This window comes from Dermatobacter hominis (genome assembly GCF_020715685.1).
Lineage (GTDB): Bacteria > Actinomycetota > Acidimicrobiia > Acidimicrobiales > Microtrichaceae > Dermatobacter > Dermatobacter hominis.
In genome coordinates this window covers 1,085,358-1,108,101 of sequence record NZ_CP085840.1, presented here as the reverse complement: position 1 = coordinate 1,108,101, position 22,744 = coordinate 1,085,358, and the positions used below count along the sequence as shown (strand labels likewise).

General features: G+C 72.7%; 19 protein-coding genes. 7 read left to right on the top strand and 12 right to left on the bottom strand.

Annotated elements, in window-relative coordinates; genetic code table 11:
- Positions 1–130 precede the first annotated feature (130 nt).
- Together LH044_RS05200 and LH044_RS05195 are read right to left on the bottom strand one after the other, a co-directional pair.
- A complete protein-coding gene (locus LH044_RS05200) occupies positions 131–1,717 on the bottom strand; it encodes an ABC1 kinase family protein (protein ID WP_227758736.1) in 1,587 nt (528 codons plus the stop codon).
- A gap of 22 nt (positions 1,718–1,739) precedes the next feature.
- On the bottom strand, positions 1,740–2,498 hold the full coding sequence (locus LH044_RS05195) for a 3'(2'),5'-bisphosphate nucleotidase CysQ (RefSeq protein ID WP_227758735.1): 759 nt from the start codon (positions 2,496–2,498) through the stop codon (positions 1,740–1,742).
- Positions 2,499–2,763: 265 nt separating this feature from the next.
- Here LH044_RS05195 and cysD point away from each other — a divergent pair, with 265 nt between their 5' ends.
- The 3 genes from cysD (at position 2,764) to cysC (ending at position 5,630) form a co-directional block, all read left to right on the top strand.
- The gene (cysD, locus tag LH044_RS05190; protein ID WP_227758734.1) at positions 2,764–3,672 is read left to right on the top strand and encodes a sulfate adenylyltransferase subunit CysD; all 909 of its coding nucleotides are present in this window, start codon (positions 2,764–2,766) and stop codon (positions 3,670–3,672) included.
- A gap of 73 nt (positions 3,673–3,745) precedes the next feature.
- Entirely contained in the window at positions 3,746–4,999 is a 1,254-nt protein-coding gene (gene cysN / locus LH044_RS05185; protein WP_227758733.1) for a sulfate adenylyltransferase subunit CysN, read from the top strand.
- 1 nt (position 5,000) lies between these two features.
- Positions 5,001–5,630 (top strand): adenylyl-sulfate kinase, encoded by a 630-nt coding sequence (cysC, locus tag LH044_RS05180; RefSeq protein WP_227758732.1) that lies wholly within the window; start codon positions 5,001–5,003, stop codon positions 5,628–5,630.
- Positions 5,631–5,688: 58 nt separating this feature from the next.
- Here the strand turns inward: cysC and LH044_RS05175 are convergent, their stop codons facing one another.
- The 4 genes from LH044_RS05175 to LH044_RS05160 form a co-directional block, all read right to left on the bottom strand.
- Positions 5,689–5,931: a hypothetical protein gene (locus LH044_RS05175; RefSeq protein ID WP_227758731.1), complete on the bottom strand. Its 243-nt coding sequence runs from the start codon at positions 5,929–5,931 to the stop codon at positions 5,689–5,691.
- Between the two features lie 198 nt (positions 5,932–6,129).
- Positions 6,130–6,471 (bottom strand): hypothetical protein, encoded by a 342-nt coding sequence (locus LH044_RS05170; protein WP_227758730.1) that lies wholly within the window; start codon positions 6,469–6,471, stop codon positions 6,130–6,132.
- A gap of 8 nt (positions 6,472–6,479) precedes the next feature.
- Positions 6,480–8,180: an energy-dependent translational throttle protein EttA gene (ettA, locus tag LH044_RS05165; protein WP_227758729.1), complete on the bottom strand. Its 1,701-nt coding sequence runs from the start codon at positions 8,178–8,180 to the stop codon at positions 6,480–6,482.
- A gap of 124 nt (positions 8,181–8,304) precedes the next feature.
- Positions 8,305–9,705, bottom strand: coding sequence for an NYN domain-containing protein (locus tag LH044_RS05160; RefSeq protein WP_227758728.1), 1,401 nt, complete (start codon positions 9,703–9,705; stop codon positions 8,305–8,307).
- 201 nt (positions 9,706–9,906) lie between these two features.
- Here LH044_RS05160 and LH044_RS05155 point away from each other — a divergent pair, with 201 nt between their 5' ends.
- On the top strand, positions 9,907–10,539 hold the full coding sequence (locus LH044_RS05155; protein ID WP_374210545.1) for an HAD-IA family hydrolase: 633 nt from the start codon (positions 9,907–9,909) through the stop codon (positions 10,537–10,539).
- A 116-nt stretch (positions 10,540–10,655) separates the two neighbouring features.
- Here the strand turns inward: LH044_RS05155 and LH044_RS05150 are convergent, their stop codons facing one another.
- Positions 10,656–14,459: a multifunctional oxoglutarate decarboxylase/oxoglutarate dehydrogenase thiamine pyrophosphate-binding subunit/dihydrolipoyllysine-residue succinyltransferase subunit gene (locus tag LH044_RS05150; protein WP_227758726.1), complete on the bottom strand. Its 3,804-nt coding sequence runs from the start codon at positions 14,457–14,459 to the stop codon at positions 10,656–10,658.
- Between the two features lie 151 nt (positions 14,460–14,610).
- Here LH044_RS05150 and LH044_RS05145 point away from each other — a divergent pair, with 151 nt between their 5' ends.
- Together LH044_RS05145 and LH044_RS05140 are read left to right on the top strand one after the other, a co-directional pair.
- Positions 14,611–15,393 (top strand): exodeoxyribonuclease III, encoded by a 783-nt coding sequence (locus tag LH044_RS05145; protein WP_227758725.1) that lies wholly within the window; start codon positions 14,611–14,613, stop codon positions 15,391–15,393.
- Positions 15,390–16,115, top strand: a complete 726-nt coding sequence (locus LH044_RS05140; protein ID WP_227758724.1) for a PaaI family thioesterase — start codon at positions 15,390–15,392, stop codon at positions 16,113–16,115. The genes LH044_RS05145 and LH044_RS05140 overlap by 4 nt, the downstream gene beginning before the upstream one ends.
- An 87-nt stretch (positions 16,116–16,202) precedes the next feature.
- Here the strand turns inward: LH044_RS05140 and LH044_RS05135 are convergent, their stop codons facing one another.
- The gene (locus LH044_RS05135; protein ID WP_227758723.1) at positions 16,203–18,269 is read right to left on the bottom strand and encodes an ATP-dependent helicase; all 2,067 of its coding nucleotides are present in this window, start codon (positions 18,267–18,269) and stop codon (positions 16,203–16,205) included.
- An 83-nt stretch (positions 18,270–18,352) separates the two neighbouring features.
- Between LH044_RS05135 and LH044_RS05130 the strand changes: the two genes are divergently transcribed.
- A complete protein-coding gene (locus LH044_RS05130) occupies positions 18,353–19,012 on the top strand; it encodes a PH domain-containing protein (RefSeq protein ID WP_227758722.1) in 660 nt (219 codons plus the stop codon).
- 101 nt (positions 19,013–19,113) lie between these two features.
- Here LH044_RS05130 and LH044_RS05125 read toward each other — a convergent pair whose 3' ends face one another.
- The 4 genes from LH044_RS05125 to LH044_RS05110 form a co-directional block, all read right to left on the bottom strand.
- On the bottom strand, positions 19,114–19,797 hold the full coding sequence (locus LH044_RS05125) for a GNAT family N-acetyltransferase (RefSeq protein WP_227758721.1): 684 nt from the start codon (positions 19,795–19,797) through the stop codon (positions 19,114–19,116).
- A gap of 79 nt (positions 19,798–19,876) precedes the next feature.
- Positions 19,877–20,893 carry a galactokinase gene (galK, locus tag LH044_RS05120; protein ID WP_227758720.1) on the bottom strand — a complete coding sequence of 339 codons (1,017 nt, stop codon included), beginning with the start codon at positions 20,891–20,893 and terminating at the stop codon, positions 19,877–19,879.
- Positions 20,890–21,786 carry a galactose-1-phosphate uridylyltransferase gene (locus LH044_RS05115; RefSeq protein WP_227758719.1) on the bottom strand — a complete coding sequence of 299 codons (897 nt, stop codon included), beginning with the start codon at positions 21,784–21,786 and terminating at the stop codon, positions 20,890–20,892. The genes galK and LH044_RS05115 overlap by 4 nt, the downstream gene beginning before the upstream one ends.
- On the bottom strand, positions 21,783–22,700 hold the full coding sequence (locus LH044_RS05110) for an LLM class flavin-dependent oxidoreductase (RefSeq protein ID WP_227758718.1): 918 nt from the start codon (positions 22,698–22,700) through the stop codon (positions 21,783–21,785). The genes LH044_RS05115 and LH044_RS05110 overlap by 4 nt, the downstream gene beginning before the upstream one ends.
- Positions 22,701–22,744 lie beyond the last annotated feature (44 nt).

Sequence of the window (22,744 nt, the reverse complement as noted above, 5' to 3'; positions counted from 1 at the left end):
CGGCATGCCGTCCGACACGTCCCTCAGGACGCCGCTGCGACCCCCTTCCGACCGTTCTGTGATGCTCGATACGTCGATATCGACGTGTTGGGCATCACAGAACGGGTCGAGGGGCTGGGTGCGGGCCCGTTCAGCGCCTGTCGAGGCGCTTGCGGATCGTCTCGCGGCGCCGGCGCAGCTCGCTGTAGGTGACGGCCTCGGTCGAGTCGTCGACGATCCCGAAGCTGGCCCGGATCGCCGACTCGTCGACGGCGAAGCCCTCGGCCGACACGCCGAGCTCGGATGCGAACCGCTCGCCGTGCGTGGCCGCCAGCCCGGTCGACAGCGACGCCACCTCGGCGACGAGGTCGAGGTCGGGGGCCAGCACGGCGATCGCCCCGTCGAGGAACACGAGGTTCTTGACGTAGAGCATGAGGATCTTCGGCAGCCGGGCGCCCATGCCCATCAGCGCCTTGATGATGCGCTGGATCTCGCCGACGAGCTCCTCCTGGTCGAGGGTCGTCGGGTCCACCGGCGCCTTGTCGAGCCCGAGCTCCCGGATCACCTCGTCGATGTCGGTGTCGGCGGGCAGCGCGCCGAGGTCGCGGAACGCCGTCACCTGCCCGGGGATGTCGCCCATGGCGCCGTACAGCATCATCCGCAGGAACGCCGACCGCTGCAGCGGCGTCATCCGGGCGGTGATGCCGAAGTCGAGCAGGGCGATGCGCCCGTCGGGGGTGACGAACAGGTTCCCGGCGTGGAGGTCGCCGTGGAAGATGCCGTGCACGATGCACCCCTCGGTGAAGCCCTTCATGCCGATGCGGATGATCTCGTGCGTGTCGACGCCGGCGGCCTGCATGGACTCGAGGTCCTCGAACGCGAAACCGTGGAGCCGCTCCATCACCAGCACCCGGCGGGTGACCAGCTCGGGGTGCGGGCGGGCGATGATCCAGCCGCGCTGGCCGAGCTGGGCGAAGACGTCGGCGACGTCCAGCATGTTCTCGGCCTCGAGCCGGAAGTCGAGCTCCTCGAGGATCGTCTCGGCGAACAGCTCGACGAGCGCGGGCGGGTTGGCCAGCGCCGCGACGGGGATCCGCCCGACGAGGAACGGCGCCAGCCACGACATGACCTTGAGGTCGGACTGCACCTGCTGACGGATCGTCGGGCGCTGGACCTTCACCACGACGTCCTCGCCGGTGGCGAGGCGGGCGACGTGCACCTGCGCGATCGACGCGGCGGCGAGCGGCTCGGGGTCGAACGAGGAGAAGACCTCCTCGAGCGTCCGGCCGAGGTCCTCCTCGACCACGCGGCGAACGACGTCGAACGGCTCGGCCCGGACCTGGTCCCGGCACTTGCGGAACTCCTCGACGAGCTCGGGAGGGAAGAGGCCCTCGCCGCTCGAGATGATCTGGCCGAGCTTGATGTAGGTCGGGCCGAGGTGCTCGGCCGCGACCCGGAGCCGCCGCGACAGCCCGGCGCGCGAGGTGCTGCCGCCGGCGCGGCGGTCGCGGATCGCCCAGCCGCCGACGGCCGAGCCGAGGCGGGCGGTGACCTCGGCGAGCCGCACGGGCGGCGGCAGCCGGCGCCGTCCGGTGAGGACCGGGACCTGGCGGCGGATCGTCAGGCGCATCACCGACAGGCCCTTCGACCACGACAGCGCGTCGGGGTCGACCACCCACGGCCCGTGGTCCGTGAACGTGTAGCGCTCGGTGTCGGGGGAGACGGCGGTGTCGGTCATGGTGCTCCAGTCGCCGTCGCCCTCAGGCGCCGGCCGCGGCTCGCAGTGCGGCATCGGCCAGCTCGGGCCGGCAGATCAGCAGGTCGGGCAGCGAGACGTCCGCCTGGTTGTAGCGGAGGGGCGACCCGTCCAGCCTCGTGCAGTGGAGCCCGGCGGCGAGGGCGACCGCCACCGGCGCGCAGCTGTCCCACTCGTACTGGCCGCCGGAGTGCGGGTACACCTCGGCCTCGCCCCGGACGATCGCCATCGCCTTGGCGCCCGCCGAGCCCATCGGCACGAGCTCGGCGCCGAGCGCGGCGGCGACCGCCTCGGCCTCGGCCGGCGGCCGCGTGCGGCTCACGACGACCCGGGGCACCGCAGGTGCCGGGCGGAGCCGGGGCGGATCGTCGGTCGCCAGCACCAGGTCCAGTCCGGGGAGCGCGACCGCGCCCGCCGTCGGCACCTCGTCCTCGACGAGCGCCACGTGCACCGCCCAGTCGCTGCGCTCCTCGCCGTACTCGCGCGTGCCGTCGAGCGGGTCGATGATCCAGACGCGGGCGGCGTCGAGCCGGGAGAGGTCGCCGTGCTCGGCCTCGGTCGACTCCTCGCTCAGCACGGCGTCGTCGGGGCGGGCCTCGGCCAGCCGCCCCACGAGCATCTCGTGGGCCGCGGCGTCGCCCCGGGCGCCGAGCTCGCGGCCCGTCACCCCGTCGGCGACCATCTCGTCGCGCAGCGCCAGCAGGAGCGCCCCGGCGGCGCCGGCGAGCTCGCGTGCCAGTCGGTGGTCGTCGTCGGTCGCCACGGGCGCGCACCCTACCCGGCGGTCGGACGGCCACCCGCCTGCGCCCCGGTCCCGTGGGCGGCCGCCGGGGCGCCCTGCCCTCCCACCGGTCGGCATCCCGCGAGTCGGCATCCCGCCGGTCGGGTGCCGGGCCGAATCCCGACTGGAGCGGTCGGGATTCGGTCGGTACGCTTCCCGGGTTCCGTCCGCAGCACCCGCCCCCGTCCGCGCTGCCCACCGCAGCGGCCGACCGGGACGCCACGAGCACCGACCAGGCGACGACAGCGTGATCACCTACGAGCTCACCAACCTCCAGGCGCTGGAGGCCGAGTCCATCCACATCATCCGGGAGGTCGCCGCCGAGTTCGAGCGGCCCGTCCTGCTCTTCAGCGGCGGCAAGGACTCGATCGTCATGCTGCGGCTGGCCGAGAAGGCCTTCTGGCCGGCGAAGATCCCGTTCCCCGTCATGCACGTCGACACGGGCCACAACTTCGACGAGGTCTACGACTTCCGCGACCGGCGGGTGGCCGAGCTCGGGGTGAAGCTCGTGGTCGCGTCGGTCCAGGACTCGATCGACGCCGGTCGGGTGGTCGAGGAGACCGGTCCGCGGGCCAGCCGCAACCAGCTGCAGACCGTGACCCTGCTCGACGCGATCGAGGAGCACGGCTTCGACGCCGCGTTCGGCGGCGCCCGCCGCGACGAGGAGCGGGCCCGGGCCAAGGAGCGGGTGTACTCGTTCCGCGACGAGTTCGGGCAGTGGGACCCCAAGAACCAGCGGCCCGAGCTCTGGGGCCTCTACAACGGCCGCCACCGCCGCGGCGAGCACATCCGCGTGTTCCCACTCAGCAACTGGACCGAGCTCGACATCTGGCAGTACATCGAGGCCGAGGGCATCGAGGTGCCGTCGATCTACTACGCCCACGAGCGCGAGGTGTTCCAGCGCGACGGCATGTGGCTGGCGGTCACGCCGTTCGTGACGGTGATGGACGGTGAGGAGCCCGAGGTCCGCACGGTCCGCTACCGCACGGTCGGCGACGCCTCGTGCACCGGTGCGGTCGAGTCGTCGGCCACGGACGTCGCCGCGGTGATCGAGGAGGTCTCCGCGACCCGGATCACCGAGCGGGGCGCCACCCGCGCCGACGACCGCGCCTCCGAGGCGGCCATGGAGGACCGGAAGCGGGAGGGGTACTTCTGATGGAGGCCGTGTACGACGAGCGTCGCGGTCCGACCCACGCGACCGAGGACCGGAAGCGGGAGGGGTACTTCTGATGGAGCTGCTGCGCTTCGCCACCGCCGGCTCGGTCGACGACGGCAAGTCGACGCTGATCGGCCGCCTGCTCTACGACGCCAAGTCGATCTTCGAGGACCAGCTCGACGCCGTCGCCGACGCGTCGGAGCGGATGGGACTCGCCGCCCCCAACCTCGCGCTGCTCACCGACGGGCTCCGCGCCGAGCGGGAGCAGGGCATCACGATCGACGTGGCCTACCGCTACTTCGCCACGCCGAAGCGGAAGTTCATCATCGCCGACACCCCCGGGCACATCCAGTACACGCGGAACATGGTGACCGGCGCCTCGACCGCCGACCTGGCCGTCGTGTTGGTCGACGCCCGCAAGGGCCTGCTCGAGCAGTCCCGGCGCCACGCCTTCCTCGCATCGCTGCTGCGCATCCCGCACCTGGTGGTCGCGGTCAACAAGATGGACCTCGTCGACTACGAGCAGTCCCGCTTCGACGAGATCGTCGAGGAGTTCCGCCAGTTCGCGATGAAGCTCGACATCGGCGACCTGACCTTCATCCCGATCTCGGCGCTGAACGGCGACAACGTGGTCCAGCGCTCGCCGAACATGGGGTGGTACGAGGGCTCCTCGCTGCTGCACCACCTGGAGAGCGTGCACATCGCCTCGGACCGCAACCTGATCGACGCCCGCTTCCCCGTCCAGTACGTGATCCGGCCGCAGAGCGACGAGTTCCACGACTACCGGGGCTACGCCGGCCAGATCGCAGGTGGCGTGTTCAAGCCCGGTGACGAGGTCGTCGTCCTGCCGTCGGGGCTGCCGTCGCGGATCGCGGCGATCGACACGTTCGACGGGCCGGTCGACGAGGCCTACCCGCCGATGTCGGTCACGATCCGCCTCACCGACGACATCGACGTGTCCCGCGGCGACATGATCTGCCGCGCCAACAACCGGCCGAACGTCGCGCAGGACGTCGACGCGATGGTGTGCTGGATGTCCGAGACGGCCACCCTGACGCCGCGCACGAAGCTCGCGATCAAGCACACGACCCGCTCGGCCCGCGCCATGGTCAAGGACCTGCAGTACCGGCTCGACATCAACACCCTGCACCGAGACGAGGAGGCCGACCGGCTCGACCTCAACGAGATCGGCCGCGTGACGATGCGAGTGACCCAGCCCCTGTTCGTCGACGAGTACCGGCGCAACCGCGAGACCGGGTCGTTCATCCTCATCGACGAGGCGACCGACAACACCGTCGGTGCGGGCATGATCCTCTCCGGGGCCTGACGTGGCCGACGGCAGCGGCGCGGTCGCCGACGGCGACCGGATCACGCCGGGGGTCGTCTGGCACGAGGGCGCGGTGTCGCGGGCCGAGCGGTCGACGGTCACCGGCGGCGAGGGCGCGGTGGTGTGGTTCACCGGGCTGTCGGGCTCTGGGAAGTCCACGGTGGCGGTCGAGGTCGAGCGGTCGCTCGTCGGGGCCGGCCGGGCCGCCTACCTGCTCGACGGGGACAACCTCCGTCACGGCCTCAACGGGGACCTCGGCTTCTCGGCGGCCGACCGGGGCGAGAACGTCCGCCGCGTCGGCGAGGTGGCAGCCCTGTTCGCCGATGCGGGGGTGGTCGCGGTCGTGCCGCTGGTCTCGCCGTACCGGGCCGACCGGGACCGGGTGCGACGGCGGGTGTCCGATGCCGGCCTCCGCTTCGTGGAGGTCCACGTCGACACGCCGCTCGAGCTCTGCGAGTCGCGCGACCCCAAGGGGCTCTACGCGAAGGCCCGTGCGGGCGAGCTCACCGGCATGACCGGCATCGACGACCCGTACGAGGCGCCGGCCGCACCCGAGCTCGTCCTGCGGCCGTCCGACGGCGATCCGGCGGCTCAGGCGGCGCTGGTGCTGCAGCGCCTCGCCGGCGGCTGACCGGCCAGCGGGACCGGTCGGTCCCCGCGCCGGGCGGGGGGAGGGACCGGCGACGGCGTCAGGCCGACTTGGGCTCGGCGGCGCGGGCCCGGTTGCGGACGACCGGGGTGGTGTCCACGGCGCCGTGGGGCTCACCGGCCAGCTCGTAGCAGTCGGCGTGGAAGTGCTCCACGCGGTCCCACACGCCCTTCACGTAGACGTTGCAGATCACCTGTCGGTTGCGGACCTTGGCCTGGAACTTCACGCGCTCGCCGCAGTGGGCGCACTCGACGGTGCTCCCGGGCTCGACGTCGCGGAGCACGGCCCTGCTGGTCCGTGGCGCGGTCTTCCGTGCCGACGGTCGTGCGGCCGTCGCGGTGGTGCTGGTGGAGGCTGCCATGACCAGAGGTATCGGGCCCCCGCGAGCGGCGCCTGAGCGCTGACCGCAGGTAGGGCCGAACGGCCCAGGCGAAGGGCGCAGATGGGCCGGGGGACCCATTTACCGGGCCCTCGGTCGGGATCAGGATGTTGGGTCGACGCGCCCCGGCGGCACGGGCCGGGCGCTCCGGCCGAGCAGCACCGCGTCCCGCACGAGCGAGCGGACCCGGTCCTCGTCCGCCCCGCCGGCGACGAGGTCCTGGATGCGGGACTCCATCTCCTCGGCCCGGCCCTCGTCGAAGGTGACGCCCTGGTCCCGGGACGTCACCGACGTGACGAGCATGAGGCAGATGGCGGCCACCGCGGTCACGAGCCCGAAGGTGATCGCGATGCCGTTGTTGTCCGCGATCGATCCGACGATCATCCCGGCGATGCCGCCGACGAAGACGACCAGCACCAGCCGCCTGACGATCTTCGGGTCCACGGTCCGGCCTACCGGGTCAGCGGCTTGTACTTGATCCGGTGGGGCTGCGCGGCATCGGCGCCGAGCTCCTTCTTGCGGAACTCCTCGTACTCGCTGAAGTTGCCCTCGAACCAGCGGACCTGCGAGTCGCCCTCGAACGCCAGGATGTGGGTGGCGATGCGGTCGAGGAACCAGCGGTCGTGCGAGATGACCACCGCGCACCCGGGGAAGCTGTCGAGGGCCTCCTCGAGCGCCCGCAGCGTGTCGACGTCGAGGTCGTTGGTGGGCTCGTCGAGCAGCAGCACGTTGCCGCCCCGTCGCAGCAGCTTGGCCAGGTGGACGCGGTTGCGCTCGCCGCCCGAGAGCGTGCCGACCGGCTTCTGCTGGTCGGAGCCCTTGAAGTTGAAGCTGGCGCAGTACGCCCGCCCGTTGACCTCGCGGTTGCCGACGACGAGCACGTCCTGGCCGTCGGTGATCTCCTCGTAGACCGTCCGCGAGTCGTCGAGCGAGTCGCGGGACTGGTCGACGTGGGCGAGGTCGACGGTCGAGCCGATCGTCAGCGTGCCGGCATCGGGCTGCAGGTCGGCGTCGCCGGTGGCCTCGGAGGCCTCGACGATCATCCGGAACAGCGTGGTCTTGCCTGCGCCGTTGGGGCCGATGACGCCGACGATGCCGGCGCGGGGGAGCGAGAAGCTGAGGTCCTCGACGAGCAGCCGGTCCCCGTAGCCCTTGCGGAGCCCGTCGGCGACGATGACCTGGTCGCCGAGCCGCGGGCCCGGCGGGATCGAGATCTCCAGCTTGGACGAGGTGTCACGCGCCTCCTCGGCCTCCTTCTGCAGCTCCTCGTAGGCGGAGAGGCGGGCCTTGGACTTGGCCTGCCGGGCCTTGGGCGCCATGCGGACCCAGTCGAGCTCCCGCTCGAGCGTGCGCCGCCGCGCCTCGTTCTGCTTCTCCTGCTGGCCGAGCCGCTCCTGCTTCTGCTCGAGCCAGCCCGAGTAGTTGCCCTCGAAGGGGTGCCCCTTGCCGTGGTCGAGCTCGAGGATCCAGCGGGCCACGTTGTCGAGGAAGTAGCGGTCGTGGGTGATGGCGACGACGGTGCCCTCGTAGTCCTGCAGGAACCGCTCGAGCCACGCCACCGACTCGGCGTCGAGGTGGTTGGTCGGCTCGTCGAGGAGGAGCAGGTCGGGCTTCGACAGCAGCAGCCGGCAGAGCGCTACGCGACGGCGCTCGCCGCCCGACAGCGTCGTGACGTCGGCGTCGCCGGGTGGCAGCCGCAGGGCGTCCATCGCGATGTCGATCGTGCGCTGGAGGTCCCAGCCGCCCGCGGCCTCGATCTGCGCCTCGAGCTCGGCCTGCTGGTTGCCGAGCTTCTCGTAGTCGACGTCGGGTTCGCTCCACCTGGCCATGAGCGCCTCGTACGAGGCGAGGAGGCCGGCCACGTCGGCCGCGCCGTCGAGCACGTTGCCGCTCACGTCCTTGGCCGGGTCGAGCTGCGGCTCCTGCTCCAGCAGGCCGACCGAGAACCCCTGCGTGAGCTGGGCCTCGCCGGTGTAGTCGTCGTCGACCCCCGCCATGATCCTGAGCAGCGACGACTTGCCCGACCCGTTGGCGCCGATCACGCCGATCTTGGCGCCCGGGTAGAAGGACAGCGAGATGTCCTTCAGGACGTCGCGGTCCGGCGGCACGTACTTGCCGACGCGTCGCATGGTGAAGATGAACTGGGCGCCCATGGGGGCGGATCGTACCGGCGGCACCCCACCGGTCCGAACGCGGGCGCGGGCGACCCGGGCCCGGACGCGCCGCACGGCCCGGTCGCCCGGGCCGTGCGGTCACGTCGTTCGGCGGTCGCCGGCCTCAGCGGCGGGCAGCGGCCTTCTTGGCGGGCGCCTTGCGCTTGGCGGGAGCCTTGCGCTTGGCCGGGGCCTTCTTGGCGGTCGCCTTCTTCTTGGCGGGAGCCTTGCGCTTGGCCGGGGCCTTCTTGGCGGACGCCTTGCGCTTCGCCGGGGCCTTCTTCGCCGGTGCCTTCTTCTTCGCAGGCGCCTTCTTGGCGGGTGCCTTCTTCTTGGCCGGGGCCTTCTTCGCCGGTGCCTTCTTCTTCGCAGGCGCCTTCTTGGCGGGTGCCTTCTTCTTGGCCGGAGCCTTCTTCTTCACTGCCACTGGTGCCTCCTCGGCGGTGTCCTCGGAGAGGATGGGTTGTTGGGTGTCCGCACCCTCGGTCCCGCTGCGACGCCTGCGCGACCGCTTCGCCGATGGCTCGGACGACCCGGCGCCGACGGAGTCGGTTCCGGGTAGTGCAAGGTCGATGCCCCGACGTGGGGTGTCGAAGCCCTGCACGGTGAAGGGGCGAACCTCTCCCATGGTCAGCACCTCGCGGGCGCTGCGCGGCGGGGGGTCGCCCATCGACTTCAGAGGGATGTAGCAACGAGCTCCCTCGACCTCGGCGTAGGCGCCGTGGGAGGAGAACTCGACGATCGTGGCCTCGACGGTGGAGCCGATCTGGTGGGCCGTGACGAAGCCGAGGAACACGGGCGGCGTGTTGATCGGTTCTCCCGCCGGGCGCTTGCGGGCCGCCGCGGCGGCGGGGGCGGTGGCGGGAGCCGGCGCGGCCTCGGTGGAGGAGCTGCGGCGCTTGCGGCGCCCGCCGCCCGACTCGGCCTTCGGCTGGGCGGCCGGCGCGTCCTCGGTGGAGGAGCTGCGACGCCCGCGGCGCCCGCCGCCCGACTCGGCCTTCGGCTCGGACCGGCTGCGCGACCGCTTCGCTGCGGTGCCGGCCGCCGGCTTCGCCGCGGTGTCGGTCTTCTTCTTCGCCTCACGGAACGAGCGCCGGCTGACGGCGCCCTTCACCGGCACCCGCGGCACGAAGACCCAGCCGACGCCGGGCACCGGCTTGCCGCCCCAGAGCCGGTCGTCGTCGAAGAGCCAGGCGTAGGTGGCGTGGAACTCCTGGAACGAGTCGTTCGACAGGATGGTCGCGCCCGTGCGGTCCGCGATCTGCAGCACGAACGCGTCGCCGCGGCCGACCGCGCCGGCGGGCGGCGTGAGCAGCTCGCCCGCGATCAGCGCCTCCTCGTACTCGGCGCGCTCGGACTCGTCGATGCGGTTGGGGAACGTCGCGTCGACGATCACGACGACGTTGTCGTACGGGTGCGCCTTGACGAACTCGGTCACGGCCTCGTTGAGCTGCGCGAGCGAGGGCGCGGTGCGCCCTTCTGTCGCGATGTTGGACCCGTCCACGACGAGGTGTGCCTTCGACATGTCGTTGCTTAGTGAAGCAGCAAACGCGGCAGGAGCGGCGCATCTCGTGCGCGTCGTCGCGATCGGTGCACCGCGTCGATCGTGCGTCGAGACGTGATGTGTGCATGACGCATGTGTGTCTCCGGACTGCTGGGAGCTCGAGCACGTCCGTCGTATCCGACCACGTGTGTGCGCCGCGCATGTGTGCGATCTGCTCGTACGATGCGCGTCGTGATCCGAGCGGTGCTGTTCGACTTCGGCGGTGTGATCCTCTCCAGCCCCTTCGAGGCCTTCGCCGCGTACGAGCGGCGTGCCGGCCTGCCCGAGGGCTTCCTGCGCTCGGTCAACGCGACCGATCCCGACACGAACGCCTGGGCGCGCCTCGAGCGCAGCGAGCTCGCGCTCGACGAGTTCGCGGCCGCCTTCGAGGAGGAGGCCCGGGCGCTCGGCCAGGTCGTCGACGGCAACGAGGTCCTGGCCTGCCTCCGGGGAGAGCTGCGCCCCCGCATGGTCGAGGCGCTGCGACGCTGCAAGGAGCGCTACGCGACGGCGCTGCTGACCAACAACTTCCTCACCGGCGATCCCAGCTGTTCGAGCGGCGGCAGCTTCGGACCGGTGCTCGAGCTGTTCGACGTCGTGGTCGAGTCCTCGCAGGTCGGCGTGCGCAAGCCCGAGCCCCGCTTCTACGAGATCGCACTCGAGCGGTTGGGCGCCACGGCAGCCGAGGCGGTGTTCCTCGACGATCTCGGCGTGAACCTCAAGCCGGCCCGGGCCATGGGCATGACGACGATCAAGGTCGTCGACCCCGACGTCGCGCTCGACGAGCTCGGCGCGCTGCTCGGCCTCGAGCTCTGATCCCGTCGCGTCCGCGCCGCGTCAGCCGGCGCGGCCGCCGCACCACCCGCTCTGTGATGCTCGATACGTCGATCGCGACGTATCGAGCATCACAGAACGGTGAAGGGGCGAGCGGGTCAGTGGAAGTCGGAGCGGCTGCGCCGCTCGAGCGGCGCGAAGGCCGCAGCCAGGATCATGTTCTGCTCCTGGGTGTGGATGGTGTGGCTCCCGGTCGCGGGCGACGCCTCGTCGGGCCGGCTGATGCGCCGGATCTCCATCGTGTCGCCGTGGGCCTCGTAGAGGCGGCCCTTGACGGTGTTCCACGAGCCCATGTTCTCGGGCTCCTCCTGCAGCCAGACGATCTCGGAGCAGTTCGGGTAGCGGCTCAGCTCCTTCGCGACCGCCTCGAACGGCCACGGGTAGAGCTGCTCGACGCGGGCCACCGCGACGTCCGCGCCGGCCTCGTCGCGCCAGGTCTGGGCCTCGACGCCGACCTTGCCGGACGCGAGCACGAGGCGACGGACCTTCGAGGCGTCGAGGTTCGGCGACGTGTCGCCGATCAGCTCCTCGAAGCTGCCGTGGATGAGGGCGTCGACCGGTGAGCGCCAGCGCTTGTCGCGCAGACCCGACTTCGGCGTGGCGACCACGAGCGGCTTGCGCACGCTGCGGTGGATCTGGCGTCGGAGCAGGTGGAAGTACTGCGCCGCCGTGGTCGGCTGGCACACCTGGATGTTGTCCTCGGCGCACAGCGTGAGGAACCGCTCGAGGCGAGCCGACGAATGCTCGGGGCCCTGCCCCTCGTAGCCGTGCGGGAGCAGCATGACCAGACCCGAGGTCTGGGCCCACTTGTCCTCGGCGGCGACGATGAACTGGTCGATGATGATCTGGGCCCCGTTCATGAAGTCGCCGAACTGCCCCTCCCAGAGGACGAGCGTGTCGGGGCTCACGACGGAGTAGCCGTACTCGAAGCCGAGCGCCGCGTACTCGCTGAGCAGCGAGTCGTAGATCCACAGCATCGTGTCGGGCGGCGACGCGAGCTGGGCGAGCGGCACGTACTCGGCGCCGGTCTCGTAGTCGAACAGCGTCGAGTGGCGCTGCGAGAAGGTGCCGCGCCGCGAGTCCTGGCCCGCGAGCCGGACCGAGGTGCCCTCGACGAGGAGCGACCCGAAGGCGAGGCTCTCGGCGAGCGCCCAGTCGACCTCGCCGTCCTGGAACAGCTTCGTGCGGGCCTCGAGCTGCTTGGCCAGCTTGGGGTGGACCGTGAAGCCCTCGGGGACCGAGCTCAGCGCGCCGTACACGAGGTCGAGCTCGGCGCGGCTGATGCCGGTCTGCACGTGGGGCAGCACGCCGGGGCTCGGCGGGTGCGGGGCGGCGACGAACTCCTCGGTCGGTGCCGATTGGCGCGTGTCGTCGAGCGCCGACTGCATGCGGGCGTGGAAGTCGGCCAGCGCCTGCTCGGCCTCGTCGAGCGTGAGGTCGCCGCGGCGGACGAGCGTCTCGACGTAGCGCTTGCGGACGCTGCGCAGCCCGTCGATCTTCCGGTACATCAGGGGCTGCGTGTAGCTCGGGTCGTCGCCCTCGTTGTGGCCGTGGCGCCGGTAGCACACCATGTCGATCACGACGTCCTTGTGGAACCGCTGCCGGTAGGCGAACGCCAGCCGGGCGACCCGGACGCACGCCTCGGGGTCGTCGCCGTTGACGTGGATGATCGGGGCCTGCACCGCCTTGGCGATGTCGGTCGAGTACTCGGAGCTCCGCGCCGACTCGGGCGGCGTCGTGAAGCCGAGCTGGTTGTTGACGATCACGTGGATGGTGCCGCCGACCCGGTAGCCCTTGATGAGGCTCAGGTTGAGCGTCTCGGCGACCACGCCCTGGCCGGCGAACGCGGCGTCGCCGTGCATGAGGATCGGCAAGACGGGGAACCGCCGCGTCCGGTCGTGCGGGATCTCGTCCATGCGGGCCCGGGCCATGCCCTCGACGACCGGGTCGACCGCCTCGAGGTGCGACGGGTTGGCCGCCAGCCGGATCGGGAGCTCGGCGCCGTTGCGGCTGACGAACTCGCCCTCCTGGCCGAGGTGGTACTTCACGTCGCCGGAGCCCTGGATGGAGTCGGGGTCGACGTAGCCCTCGAACTCGCGGAACAGCTGGTCGAGCGACTTGCCGACGATGTTGGCGAGCACGTTGAGCCGGCCGCGGTGCGGCATGCCCATGACTGCGGAGTCCATGCCGTGGTCGGCGGCCTCCTCGAGGATCGCGTCGAGGATCGGGATCAGCGACTCCGCGCCCTCGAGCCCGAACCGCTTCTGGCCGAGGTACTTCGTGGCGAGGAACTTCTCGAGCGCCTCGGCCGCGTTCAACCGGCCGAGGATGTGGCGCTGGTCCTCGACGTCGAGGCGGGTGGTCTGGCCCTCGACCTGCTCCTGGATCCAGCGCTTCTCGGCCGGCTCCTGGATGTGGCCGTACTCGATGCCGATCGTCCGGCAGTACGCGTCGCGCAGCACGTGGAGGAGGTCGCCGAGCTTCTGGCGGGGCACGCCGCCGACCGGGGCGTAGATGCCGTTGTCGCTACCGGTGAGGAACTCCCGGTCGAGGTCCCAGATGGTCAGCCCGTAGGTCGCCGGGTCGAGCTCGGAGTGCATCTCGGGCGGCTTGGCGGCGAGCGGGTCGAGGTCGGCGATCAGGTGGCCGCGCATCCGGTACATGTTGATGAGCGTCGACACCTGCATCTGCTTGACGACCTGCGAGGCCTCGCGGCCCTCGTCGCCGACGACGTCCTGGCGCCAGCGCACCGCCTCGTACGGCACGCCGATCGAGCGGAAGACGTCGTCGTAGAAGCCGTCCTCGCCGAGCAGCAGCTCGTGGACCTTCTTCAGCAGCAGCCCGGACTCGGCGCCCTGGATGATCCGGTGGTCGTAGGTCGAGCTCAGCGTCAGGACCTTCGAGATGCCGAGGTCGGCGATCGTCCGGGGGTCCGCCCCGGCGTACTCGGTCGGGTAGCCGAGCGCGCCGGCGCCGATGATCACGCCCTGGCCCGGCAGCAGGCGCGGGACCGAGCGCTCGGTGCCGATCGTGCCGGGGTTGGTGAGCGTGACGGTCGCGCCCTGGAAGTCCTCGACGGCGAGCTTGCCGGTCTTGGCCTTGCGGATCAGCTCGTCGTAGACGGCGCTGAAGGCGGCGAAGTCCATCGTGTCGGCGTCCTTGATCACCGGCACCACGAGCGAGCGGGACCCGTCGGACTTCTCCATGTCGACGGCGAGGCCGAGGCCGACGTGCGGCTCGCGGACCAGGCGCGGCTTGCCGTCGGGGCCCTCGACGAAGTGGTTGTTCATCACCGGCACGTGGTCGGCGATGGCCCGGACCAGGGCGAAGCCGATCAGGTGCGTGAAGCTGACCTTGCCGCCCCGGGTGCGGCCCAGGTAGCCGTTGATGACGCTGCGGTTGACCTCGAGCAGCTTGGCCGGCACCACGCGGAACGACGTCGCGGTGGGCACCTCGAGGCTGGCCTCCATGTTGGCCACGATCCGGGCGCCCACGCCGCGGATCGGTTCGCCGGGCTCCTCGGCCGGCGCGGTCGAGCCGTTGGTGGTCGACGGCGCGGCGGGAGCCGGTGCCGCAGGAGCGGCCGGAGCGGGAGCGGCGGGTGCAGCCGGTGCCGCAGGCGCAGGAGCGGGGGGCGCTGCTGGCGCAGCCGGAGCCGGAGCCGGAGCCGGAGCGGGAGGAGCGGCCGGAGGGGCGGGCGGGGCGGCCACCGCGACGGCGGGGCGACCGGGCGGGTTGTAGTCACCGAAGAAGTCCTGCCAGGTCTCGCTGACCGAGGACGGATCGTTCTGGTACTGCTCGTACATCTCCTCGACCAGCCACGCGTTGGGGCCGAGGGGTTCCGAGCCGGCCGGATCCGAGCCCGCAGCGGGGGCACCGGCCTGGGAGGGGGTGTCGTTCACGGCCGTCAGCCTACCGGCCCACCCCCCGGGGTCCCGAGGCACTGCAGGGTCCCCCGGCGGTGCTCCCGGCGGGCGTCCCGCCACCCTCCGCGGCCAGCGCGCGCCGTCCCGCCGGCCGGTCGTCGGGCGGTCGTCGCGTAGATTGCGGCCGGTGCTGATCGCCACGTGGAACGTGAACTCGCTCAACGCCCGCATGCCCCGGGTGGAGGAGTGGCTGGCCGACGTCCAGCCCGACGTCCTGTGCCTGCAGGAGACCAAGATGTCCGACGCCCAGTTCCCGGGCATGGACTTCCAGCGGCTGGGCTACGACTCGGTGCACCACGGGCAGGGCCGCTGGAACGGCGTGGCGATCCTGTCGAAGGTCGGCATCGACGACGTGGTCGCCGGCTTCGACGACGGCGAGGACCCCGACGAGGACGCCCGGGTCCTGTGGGCCACCTGCGGCGGGATCCGGATCGGCACCGTCTACGTCCCGAACGGGCGCGAGGTCGGCGCCGACCACTACCACTACAAGCTCGCGTGGCTGGGCCGGCTGCGGGCCCACCTCGACGCGCACCACTCGCCCGACGAGCTGGTCGTGCTGCTCGGCGACTGGAACATCGCCCCCACCGACCAGGACGTCTGGAGCCCCGCCGCGTTCGAGGGCTCGACCCACGTCACCCCCGAGGAGCGGGCCGCGCTGGCGAACGTCACCGACTGGGGCCTCGTCGACACGCTGCGCCGGCGGTACCCCGAGGACGGGATCTTCTCCTACTGGGACTACCGCAACGGCGACTTCCACAAGAAGCGCGGGATGCGCATCGACTACCTGCTGTCGTCCGCCGCGCTCGCCGAGCGCGCCACGGTCGACCTGATCGACCGCAACGCCCGGAAGGGCTCCAAGCCGTCGGACCACACGCCGGTGCTCGCCGTCTACGACGTGGACGCGGCGTGAGCGAGGCGACCGACGGCGCCGCCGCCGTCCCCGACGAGGCGCCCACCAGCCCCCGCGTCGAGGGCCTCGCCCGGCTCGAGCTGACCCCGCGCCGCCAGGAGGTGCGCCGCCTCGCCCAGGCGATGCGCGGCATCATCGACTCGCTGGTGTCGACGACCGCGACGACCGAGGACCTCTCGTCGGCCGCCGACGACCTCGAGAACCTCGCCGCCGTGCTCGGCGCCCTGCCGAAGGGCCAGACGTACCAGGGGTTCGCCGAGGCGGCGGTCGCCGGCGAGATCCCGGAGGCCACCGAGGTCTGGGCCTTCTTCGACCACAGCCCGTTCATCGGTCTGGCCAACCCGATGTCGCCGCCGATGCGGCTGGAGCAGCAGGGCGACCGGGTGGTCTGCGACGTCACGTTCGGCTCGGCGTACGAGGGCCCGCCCGGGTGCGTGCACGGCGGCTACGTGGCCGGCGCGTTCGACGAGCTGCTCGGGGCGGCCCAGTCGCTGTCGGGCACCCAGGGCATGACCGCCCACCTCGGCGTCGACTACCGGCGGCCGACCCCCCTCAACACGCCGCTCCGGATGGAGGGGTGGTTGGACCGCCGCGAGGGCCGCAAGATCTGGGCGAAGGGCACGATCGTCGCCGACGGCGAGCTGCGCGCCGAGGCCGAGGGCCTCTTCATCGCGTTCGAGTCGGGCCACTTCCAGCGCCTGCTCGACGCCCGCGACGACTGACGCCCTCGCGTCGCCGGCCCCGAGCCGGGTCGGCGTGCGCCCGATGCGGGCGCGCAGTGTCCCGACCTCGGTGCGGCCCGGGGCCGCTCAGCCGGCCGACTCCGCGACGATGCGCAGGACGTCGGCGCCGAAGCGCTGTGCCTTCACCGGACCGACGCCGGGCACGTCGAGCAGCTGCGACTGCGACCGCGGCCGGCGCTCGGCGATCGCCCCCAGCGTGGCGTCGTTGAAGATGACGAACGCCGGTACGTCGGCGGCGCGGGACTGGTCGCGCCGCCAGGCTCGCAGGGCCTCGAAGAGCACCTTCTCGGGGCCGGAGGTGGGCACGCCCGCCTTCGGGATCGCCTTGCGGGCGGCGCGGGCCCGCTCGGCGCCCTTGGACCGCGACACCTGGGTGGGCGCCACCCCGAGCGTCGTCTCGATCGACTCCACCCACGGCGACGGCGAGCGGTTCATGCTGCGCGACCCGAACGTGCGCTTGCGCGCCCAGGTGCAGTGGAGCTCGTCGCGCGCCCGGGTCAGCGCGACGTACAGGAGCCGGCGCTCCTCGTCGACGTCGTCGGTCGTCTCGGCGTGGTGGATCGGGACGTAGCCCTCCTCGAGCCCGGCCACGTGCACCACCGACCACTCGAGGCCCTTGGCCGCGTGGAAGGTGACGATGTCGACCGCGTCGCCACCCCCGCGGTCCTCGTCGCGGAGCGTGGTGGTGAGCCAGGCGAGGAACGCAGGCGCGTCGCCCGACGGCTCGAGCGCGAGGAACTCGCGTCCGAGCCGGACGACCTCGGCCACGTTGGCGGCGCGCTCCTCGGTCAGCCGGTCGCCGCCGACGACGTCGTGGTCGAGGTCGGCCAGCGCCACGTCGAGCGAGGGCGCCCGGCGGACGACCTGCAGCGCCTCGGTCACCTCGGGCTGCTCGAGCAGCCGACCGGCGCCGCGCACGCGGTGCGGGACGCCGGCCGACGTCATCGCCTCGGTGAGCAGGGTGGTCTGGGCGTTGGTCCGCACCAGCACCGCCTGGGCCGACCACGGCACGCCGGGACGGTGGCCGTCGCGGCAGGCGCGGGCGACGGCGCGCGCCTCGGCGACGTCGTCGGCGTGGGCCCGCACGGTCGGCACCTCGCCGGCGGGGCGGTGCGGCCGGAGCCGGATCGGCACGTTCGACCCCCGCTGCAGGACGCCGTTGGCCACGGCGAGGATCTGGGGCGTCGACCGGTAGTTGTCCTCGAGCGTCACCGTCTCGCCGCCGGGGAAGAAGTGGTCGAAGTCGACGAGGTAGCGGGCATCCGCGCCGTTCCAGGCGTAGATCGCCTGGTTCGGGTCGCCCACGATGCACACGTCGGAGTCCGGGCCGAGCCACTGCTGCAGCAGGTGGAACTGCAGGGGGTTCACGTCCTGGAACTCGTCGACGAACAGGTGGCGGAACCGCCAGCGCCGGGCCGCGGCGTACACCGGGTCGGCCTCGAGGTCGCGTGCCGCCAGCCGGAGGATGTCGTCGAAGTCGACGAGGCGCCGTCGGCGCTTCTGCTCGACGTAGCGGTCGTACACCGTGGCGACGGTGGCGAGCGGCACCGGCGGCCGGCGGCGGGCCTTGGCGGCCTCGGGCTCGTAGCGCTCGGGCGTGATCCGCCGGGCGGCGGCCCACTCGATCTCGGCCGTCACGTCGAGCGGCGTGGTGCGGTCGCTGCGGCCGGGGATGAGGCGAGCGACGAAGCCGACCTTGCGGTCGAGCAGCTCGGGGGGCGCGATGCCGCGCTCCTCCCACCGCTGGCGCAGCTGCGCGTAGGCGATGGCGTGGAACGTGCCGGCGTGCACGCCGTCGCGCAGGCCGAGCCGTCCGAGGCGGTCGCGCAGCTCGCCCGCGGCCTTGCGCGTGAACGTCACCGCGAGCACGCGGGTCGGGTCGAGCGTGCCGACCTCGGCGCGGTGGGCGATCCGGTGGGTCAGCACCCGGGTCTTCCCCGAACCGGCGCCCGCGAGGATCCGCAGCGGCGACGACGGCGACGTGACCGCTGCCTCCTGGTGCTCGTTCAGCCCCCGCAGCAGGCTCGAGGCCGCGGCCGTGGCGCCGGGACCGTCGCCGCCCGACGGGTCCGCGACCGCGCCGTCGTCCCCGACGAGTCGATCGGGGAGGGGGAGCTCGGAGGGGTTCGCCACTCCCGGCGAACGTACCAGCGGCCCGTGACAGCGGGTCCCGGGATCCTGCCGCGGGCCGTGACCCCGCCGTTACGCTGGCGGCCGTGGCCTACGACCGCAGCAACCTGCACGCCAACGAGCGGATCGTCGTGGACGAGCACCCCCACTGGATCATGCTGATGTGGTCGGTGATCTGGGTGGTCCTCGCGATCGCGTTCGGCATCTTCCTGCTGGTCCAGGGCTGGGAGGGGTGGTTCGGCACGGGGACGAAGTGGCTGGCGATCGCGGCGATCGTCCTCAGCCTGCTGTACCTCTGCCAGCGGCTCATCAAGTGGTGGTCGACGAACTTCGTGATCACGACCGACCGCTGCATCTACCGCGAGGGGATCATCTCGAAGCGGGGCATCGAGATCCCGCTCGAGCGGATCAACACCGTCTTCTTCCACCAGCACCTGTTCGAGCGGCTCGTGCGCGCCGGCGACCTGATGATCGAGTCCGCCGGCCACGGGGGCGAGCAGCGCTTCGAGGACATCCGCAACCCCGTGGCGGTGCAGAACCTCCTGTACCAGACCATGGAGGACAACGAGAACCGCAAGTTCGACCGCGTCCGCATGCCGGCCGAGGGGTCGAGCAGCGGGTCCGTCGCCGACGAGCTCACCAAGCTCGCCGCCCTGCGCGACCAGGGCCACCTCAGCGACGCGGAGTTCGAGGCGCAGAAGGCGCAGGTGCTGTCACGGCAGCCGCCGGCGCCGCCCGCCGGCTGACGCGACGTCGCCGCCGGGCCGCTCCCGACCGTTCTCGGTGCGCCGGCCGTCGCAGTGCGACGACGAGCGCACGCGGAACGAGCGTTCAGGCCGGGTCTGGATCAGGACGGGTCGACCGGCCACTCGTCGCGGAGGATCCGGAACCAGGCGGTGTCCCGCCGACGCCCCTTCTGGATCGAGTGCTGCTCCTGGACGCCTTCGAAGCGGAACCCGAGCCGGACCGCGGCCGCCCTCGAGCGCTCGTTGCCGGCGTGGCACTTCCACTCGACCCGCAGGTAGCCCAGCCCGAAGAGGTGGTCGAGCAGCAGCCGGCACGCCTCGAGGTTCACGCCGCAGCCCTGCACCGCCGGGGTGCACCAGAGCGCGCCGATCTCGACCTTGAGGTGGGCAGCCGAGCTGGCGAGCAGCGACGCGCTCCCGAGCAGCTCGCCGGTGGCGCGGTCCTCAACGACGAACGTGCGGGCGTCGGGCTGCGACGAGAAGGGCCCGAGGAAGGCGGCGAAGGCGGCGGCGTCGGCGAACGGTCCGATGGGCATGTACCGCCAGATCCGCTCGTCGGGGTCGTAGGCCGCGACCTCGCGGCCGAGCCGCGCCACCGGCGCACCGCTCGAGATCAGGAACAGCTCCTCGACGTCGCCGGTCGAGACCGGCCGCAGCCGCACCCGCGCCCCGTCGAGGACCACGCCGTCGGGTTTGTCCGGCAACCGCCGGGTCGCCGCCAAGGCCTCGGCCGGAAGGGCGGGTCCGAGGCCGTTCGTCCACGTCGGTTCGGCGATGGGCTCCACGGCGGCGGATGCTCGCGGACCCCTCGGCCGGACGTCCACGGACTTGCGCCCGCGCCGGTCGCGCCCCGGCGGGAACCGGTCAGTCCCAGAAGACGGTGGCGCCGACCGTCGGGCGGACCCTCGTCCCGGGCAGTCGGATGCCGCGGTCGGCGAGGGCGACCACGCAGCCCCCGAACCCCGCGCCCGTGAGGCGGGCCCCGTGCACGCCGGGGGTCGCGACGAGCTGCTCGACGAGGTCGTCGAGGACCGGCGTCGACACCTCGTAGTCGTCGCGGAGCGAGCGGTGGCTCTCGACCATGAGCTCGCCGGCCCGCACGAGGTCCTCGGCCGCGACGGCGGCGGCGAACGCCCGGACGCGGTCGCACTCGGTGCGCACGTGGCGGGCGCGGGCCCGCAGCACCGGGTCGTCGATCGCCTCGACGTCGGCCATCGACGCGTGGGGGAGCGCGCCGACGATCTCGGCGGCGGCCTCGGCCTGCGCCCGGCGGAGCGGGTACTCCGAGCCGGCGAGCTCGCGGGGCTGGCCGGAGTCGACGACCCAGACCGCGGCGGCGTCGGGCACGCGCACGGGCGTGACCTCGTCGGTGCTGCAGTCGATCAGCAGGGCGTGGCCGTCGACGCCCGCGGCCACCGCCAGCTGGTCCATGATCCCGCACGGCACGCCGGTGGCGGCGGCCTCGGCCCGCTGGCAGAGGCGGGCGATCTCGAGCGGCGTCCCCTCCGCCCCGAGCGCGAGCGCGACGGCCACCTCGAGCGACGCGCTCGACGACAGGCCGCCGCCGATCGGGAGGTCCGACCGGATCGTCCCGTCGAGACCCACCGTCGCGCCGAGCTCCTGCGCAACGCCGGCCGCGTAGCGACCCCAGGCCGGCTCGACCCCGGCCGCGTCGACCACCGGGAGCTCGACGTCGACGGTACCGTCGAGCCGGTCGGACCGGAGCACCAGGCGCCCGGGCCCCGGGCCGTCCTCGTCGCGCTCGGCGGTCACCGTCGTGCCCAGCTGCACCGCCATCGGGAGCACCAGCCCGCCGACGTAGTCCGTGTGGTCGCCGATCAGGTTCACCCGACCCGGCGCCCAGACCGTGATGTCGCTCACCGTTCGGCCCGATCCCCGTCCCGGACCGCCGGCGCGCCCGGCAGCGCCCGCAGCTGCGCGGCCGCCGCCGCCGGGTCGACCGGGTCGAAGTGGACGCCGCCGCCCTGCTCGGCCGCAGCGACGTAGCGCTGCACCCCCGGGGCCCGGTGGAGGGGGTTCACGTGCACGTGGACGCGGGCGCCCGGCCAGTCCCGCCCGTCGGTCGGGCGCTGGTGGATCCAGAGCATGTACGGCATCGGCTCGTCGAAGAGCTGGTCGAGGCGCGCCAGCCCGTCGACGAGCGCAGCGGCGAGCCCGTCGCGGTCGCAGCGCGGGTCGACGAGGTCCGGGGCCTCGGCGAGCGGCGCGAGGCGCAGCTCGTAGGGCCACGTCGGCGCGTGCGGCACCCACGTCAGCCAGTCGCCGTGGCGGCCGACGAGGAGGTCGTCGGGGACGCGGTCGGGGAGCAGGACGCCGTCGACGAGCTCCCGCAGCGGCACCGGCGGGACCTCGGGGTAGGCGTAGATCTGCCCGTGCGGGTGGGGGATCGTGGCGCCCGCCTCGGCGCCGCGGTTCTCGAACACGAGCACGTACTCGACGTCGTCGCGGGCGCCGAGCGCCGCGGTCCGCTCCGCCCACAGGTCGACCACTCGACGGGCGCCGTCGACGCCGAGCGCCCAGAACTCCGCGTCGTGCTCGGGCGTGTAGAGCACCATCTCGCAGCGGTCGCCGTCCATCGCCGGCCACCGGTTCGGGAACCACCGCACGTCGTAGGGGTCGGGGGCCTCGAGACCGCCGACGCAGAACGGGCAGTCGGTCGACGGCCGGTTCGGGCGGCCCTGCCGGCTGCCGACGACGTACGTGCGCCGGCGCGTGAGGTGGTCGAGCCGTGGTCCGCCCATCGTGGGGCTCACCCGCGGCCGGTCGTGCCGGCGAGCTGGTCGACTGCGGCGGCCAGGTGGTCCAGCGCCGCGACCTCGAATGGCGCCCGCAGCGCCAGGTTGACCTGCACGGCCCCGGCGTCGACGTACCGGCCGATCGCGTCGACCATCCGGTCCGTGCTGCCCATGAGCACGCCCGGGCGGACGAACTCGGCGATGTCGCCGAACTGCCGGTGCAGCGACGCCTCGTCGGGAGCGCAGCCCACGTTGACCGAGCACCGCACCTCGGCCGGGTCCCGCCCGATCGCGTCGCAGTGCCCGGCGAGCACCTCGCGCTTGCGGGCGTAGTCGTCGGGCCCGATGAACGGGACGTTCCAGCCGTCCGCGAGCTCGGCGACGATCTTGAGCGTCCGGCGCTCGCCGCCCCCGCCGATCCAGATCGGCACCTCGGCCTGCACCGGCCTCGGGTCCACCACCGCGTCGGTCAGCGTGAAGAACTCGCCCTCGTACGAGAACGGCTCGCCCCGCAGCAGCCCGCGGAGGCACCGGACGTGCTCCTCCAGGAGGTCGAGGCGGCGCCCGGCCGAGGGGTACGGGATGCCGTAGGCCCGGTACTCGTCGCCGAGCCACCCCGCGCCCACGCCGACGTCGACCCGGCCGCCCGAGAGCTGGTCGATCCCGGCGATGGCGTTGGCCAGCACGCCGGGGTGGCGGTAGCCCGCGCAGTACACGAGCGAACCGCACCGGACCCGCTCGGTGTCCATCGCCAGGGCCGTGTGGGCGACGACGGCGTCCAGGCAGTTCGTCGAGCGCCCGTCGGCCGCGTAGAAGTGGTCCCAGATCGAGATCCAGTCGAACGGCAGGTCCTCGATACGGCGCCAGAGCGCCCGCAGCTCGTCGACGGTGGTGTTGGCCGGTCCGGTGTGGACCCCGAACGTCACGCTCACGGACGGCACGGTACGCCACGCCGCGCCGCGGGCCCGCCGCGGCC

Bases quoted from the DNA above. Each gene is read 5' to 3' on its own strand.
- ettA (WP_227758729.1), bottom strand. From the start codon at position 8,180: ATGGGCGCCCAGTTCATCTTCACCATGCGACGCGTCGGCAAGTACGTG.
- LH044_RS05160 (WP_227758728.1), bottom strand. From the start codon at position 9,705: ATGTCGAAGGCACACCTCGTCGTGGACGGGTCCAACATCGCGACAGAA.
- cysN (WP_227758733.1), top strand. From the start codon at position 3,746: ATGGAGCTGCTGCGCTTCGCCACCGCCGGCTCGGTCGACGACGGCAAG.
- LH044_RS05155 (WP_374210545.1), top strand. From the start codon at position 9,907: ATGCGCGTCGTGATCCGAGCGGTGCTGTTCGACTTCGGCGGTGTGATC.
- LH044_RS05200 (WP_227758736.1), bottom strand. From the start codon at position 1,717: ATGACCGACACCGCCGTCTCCCCCGACACCGAGCGCTACACGTTCACG.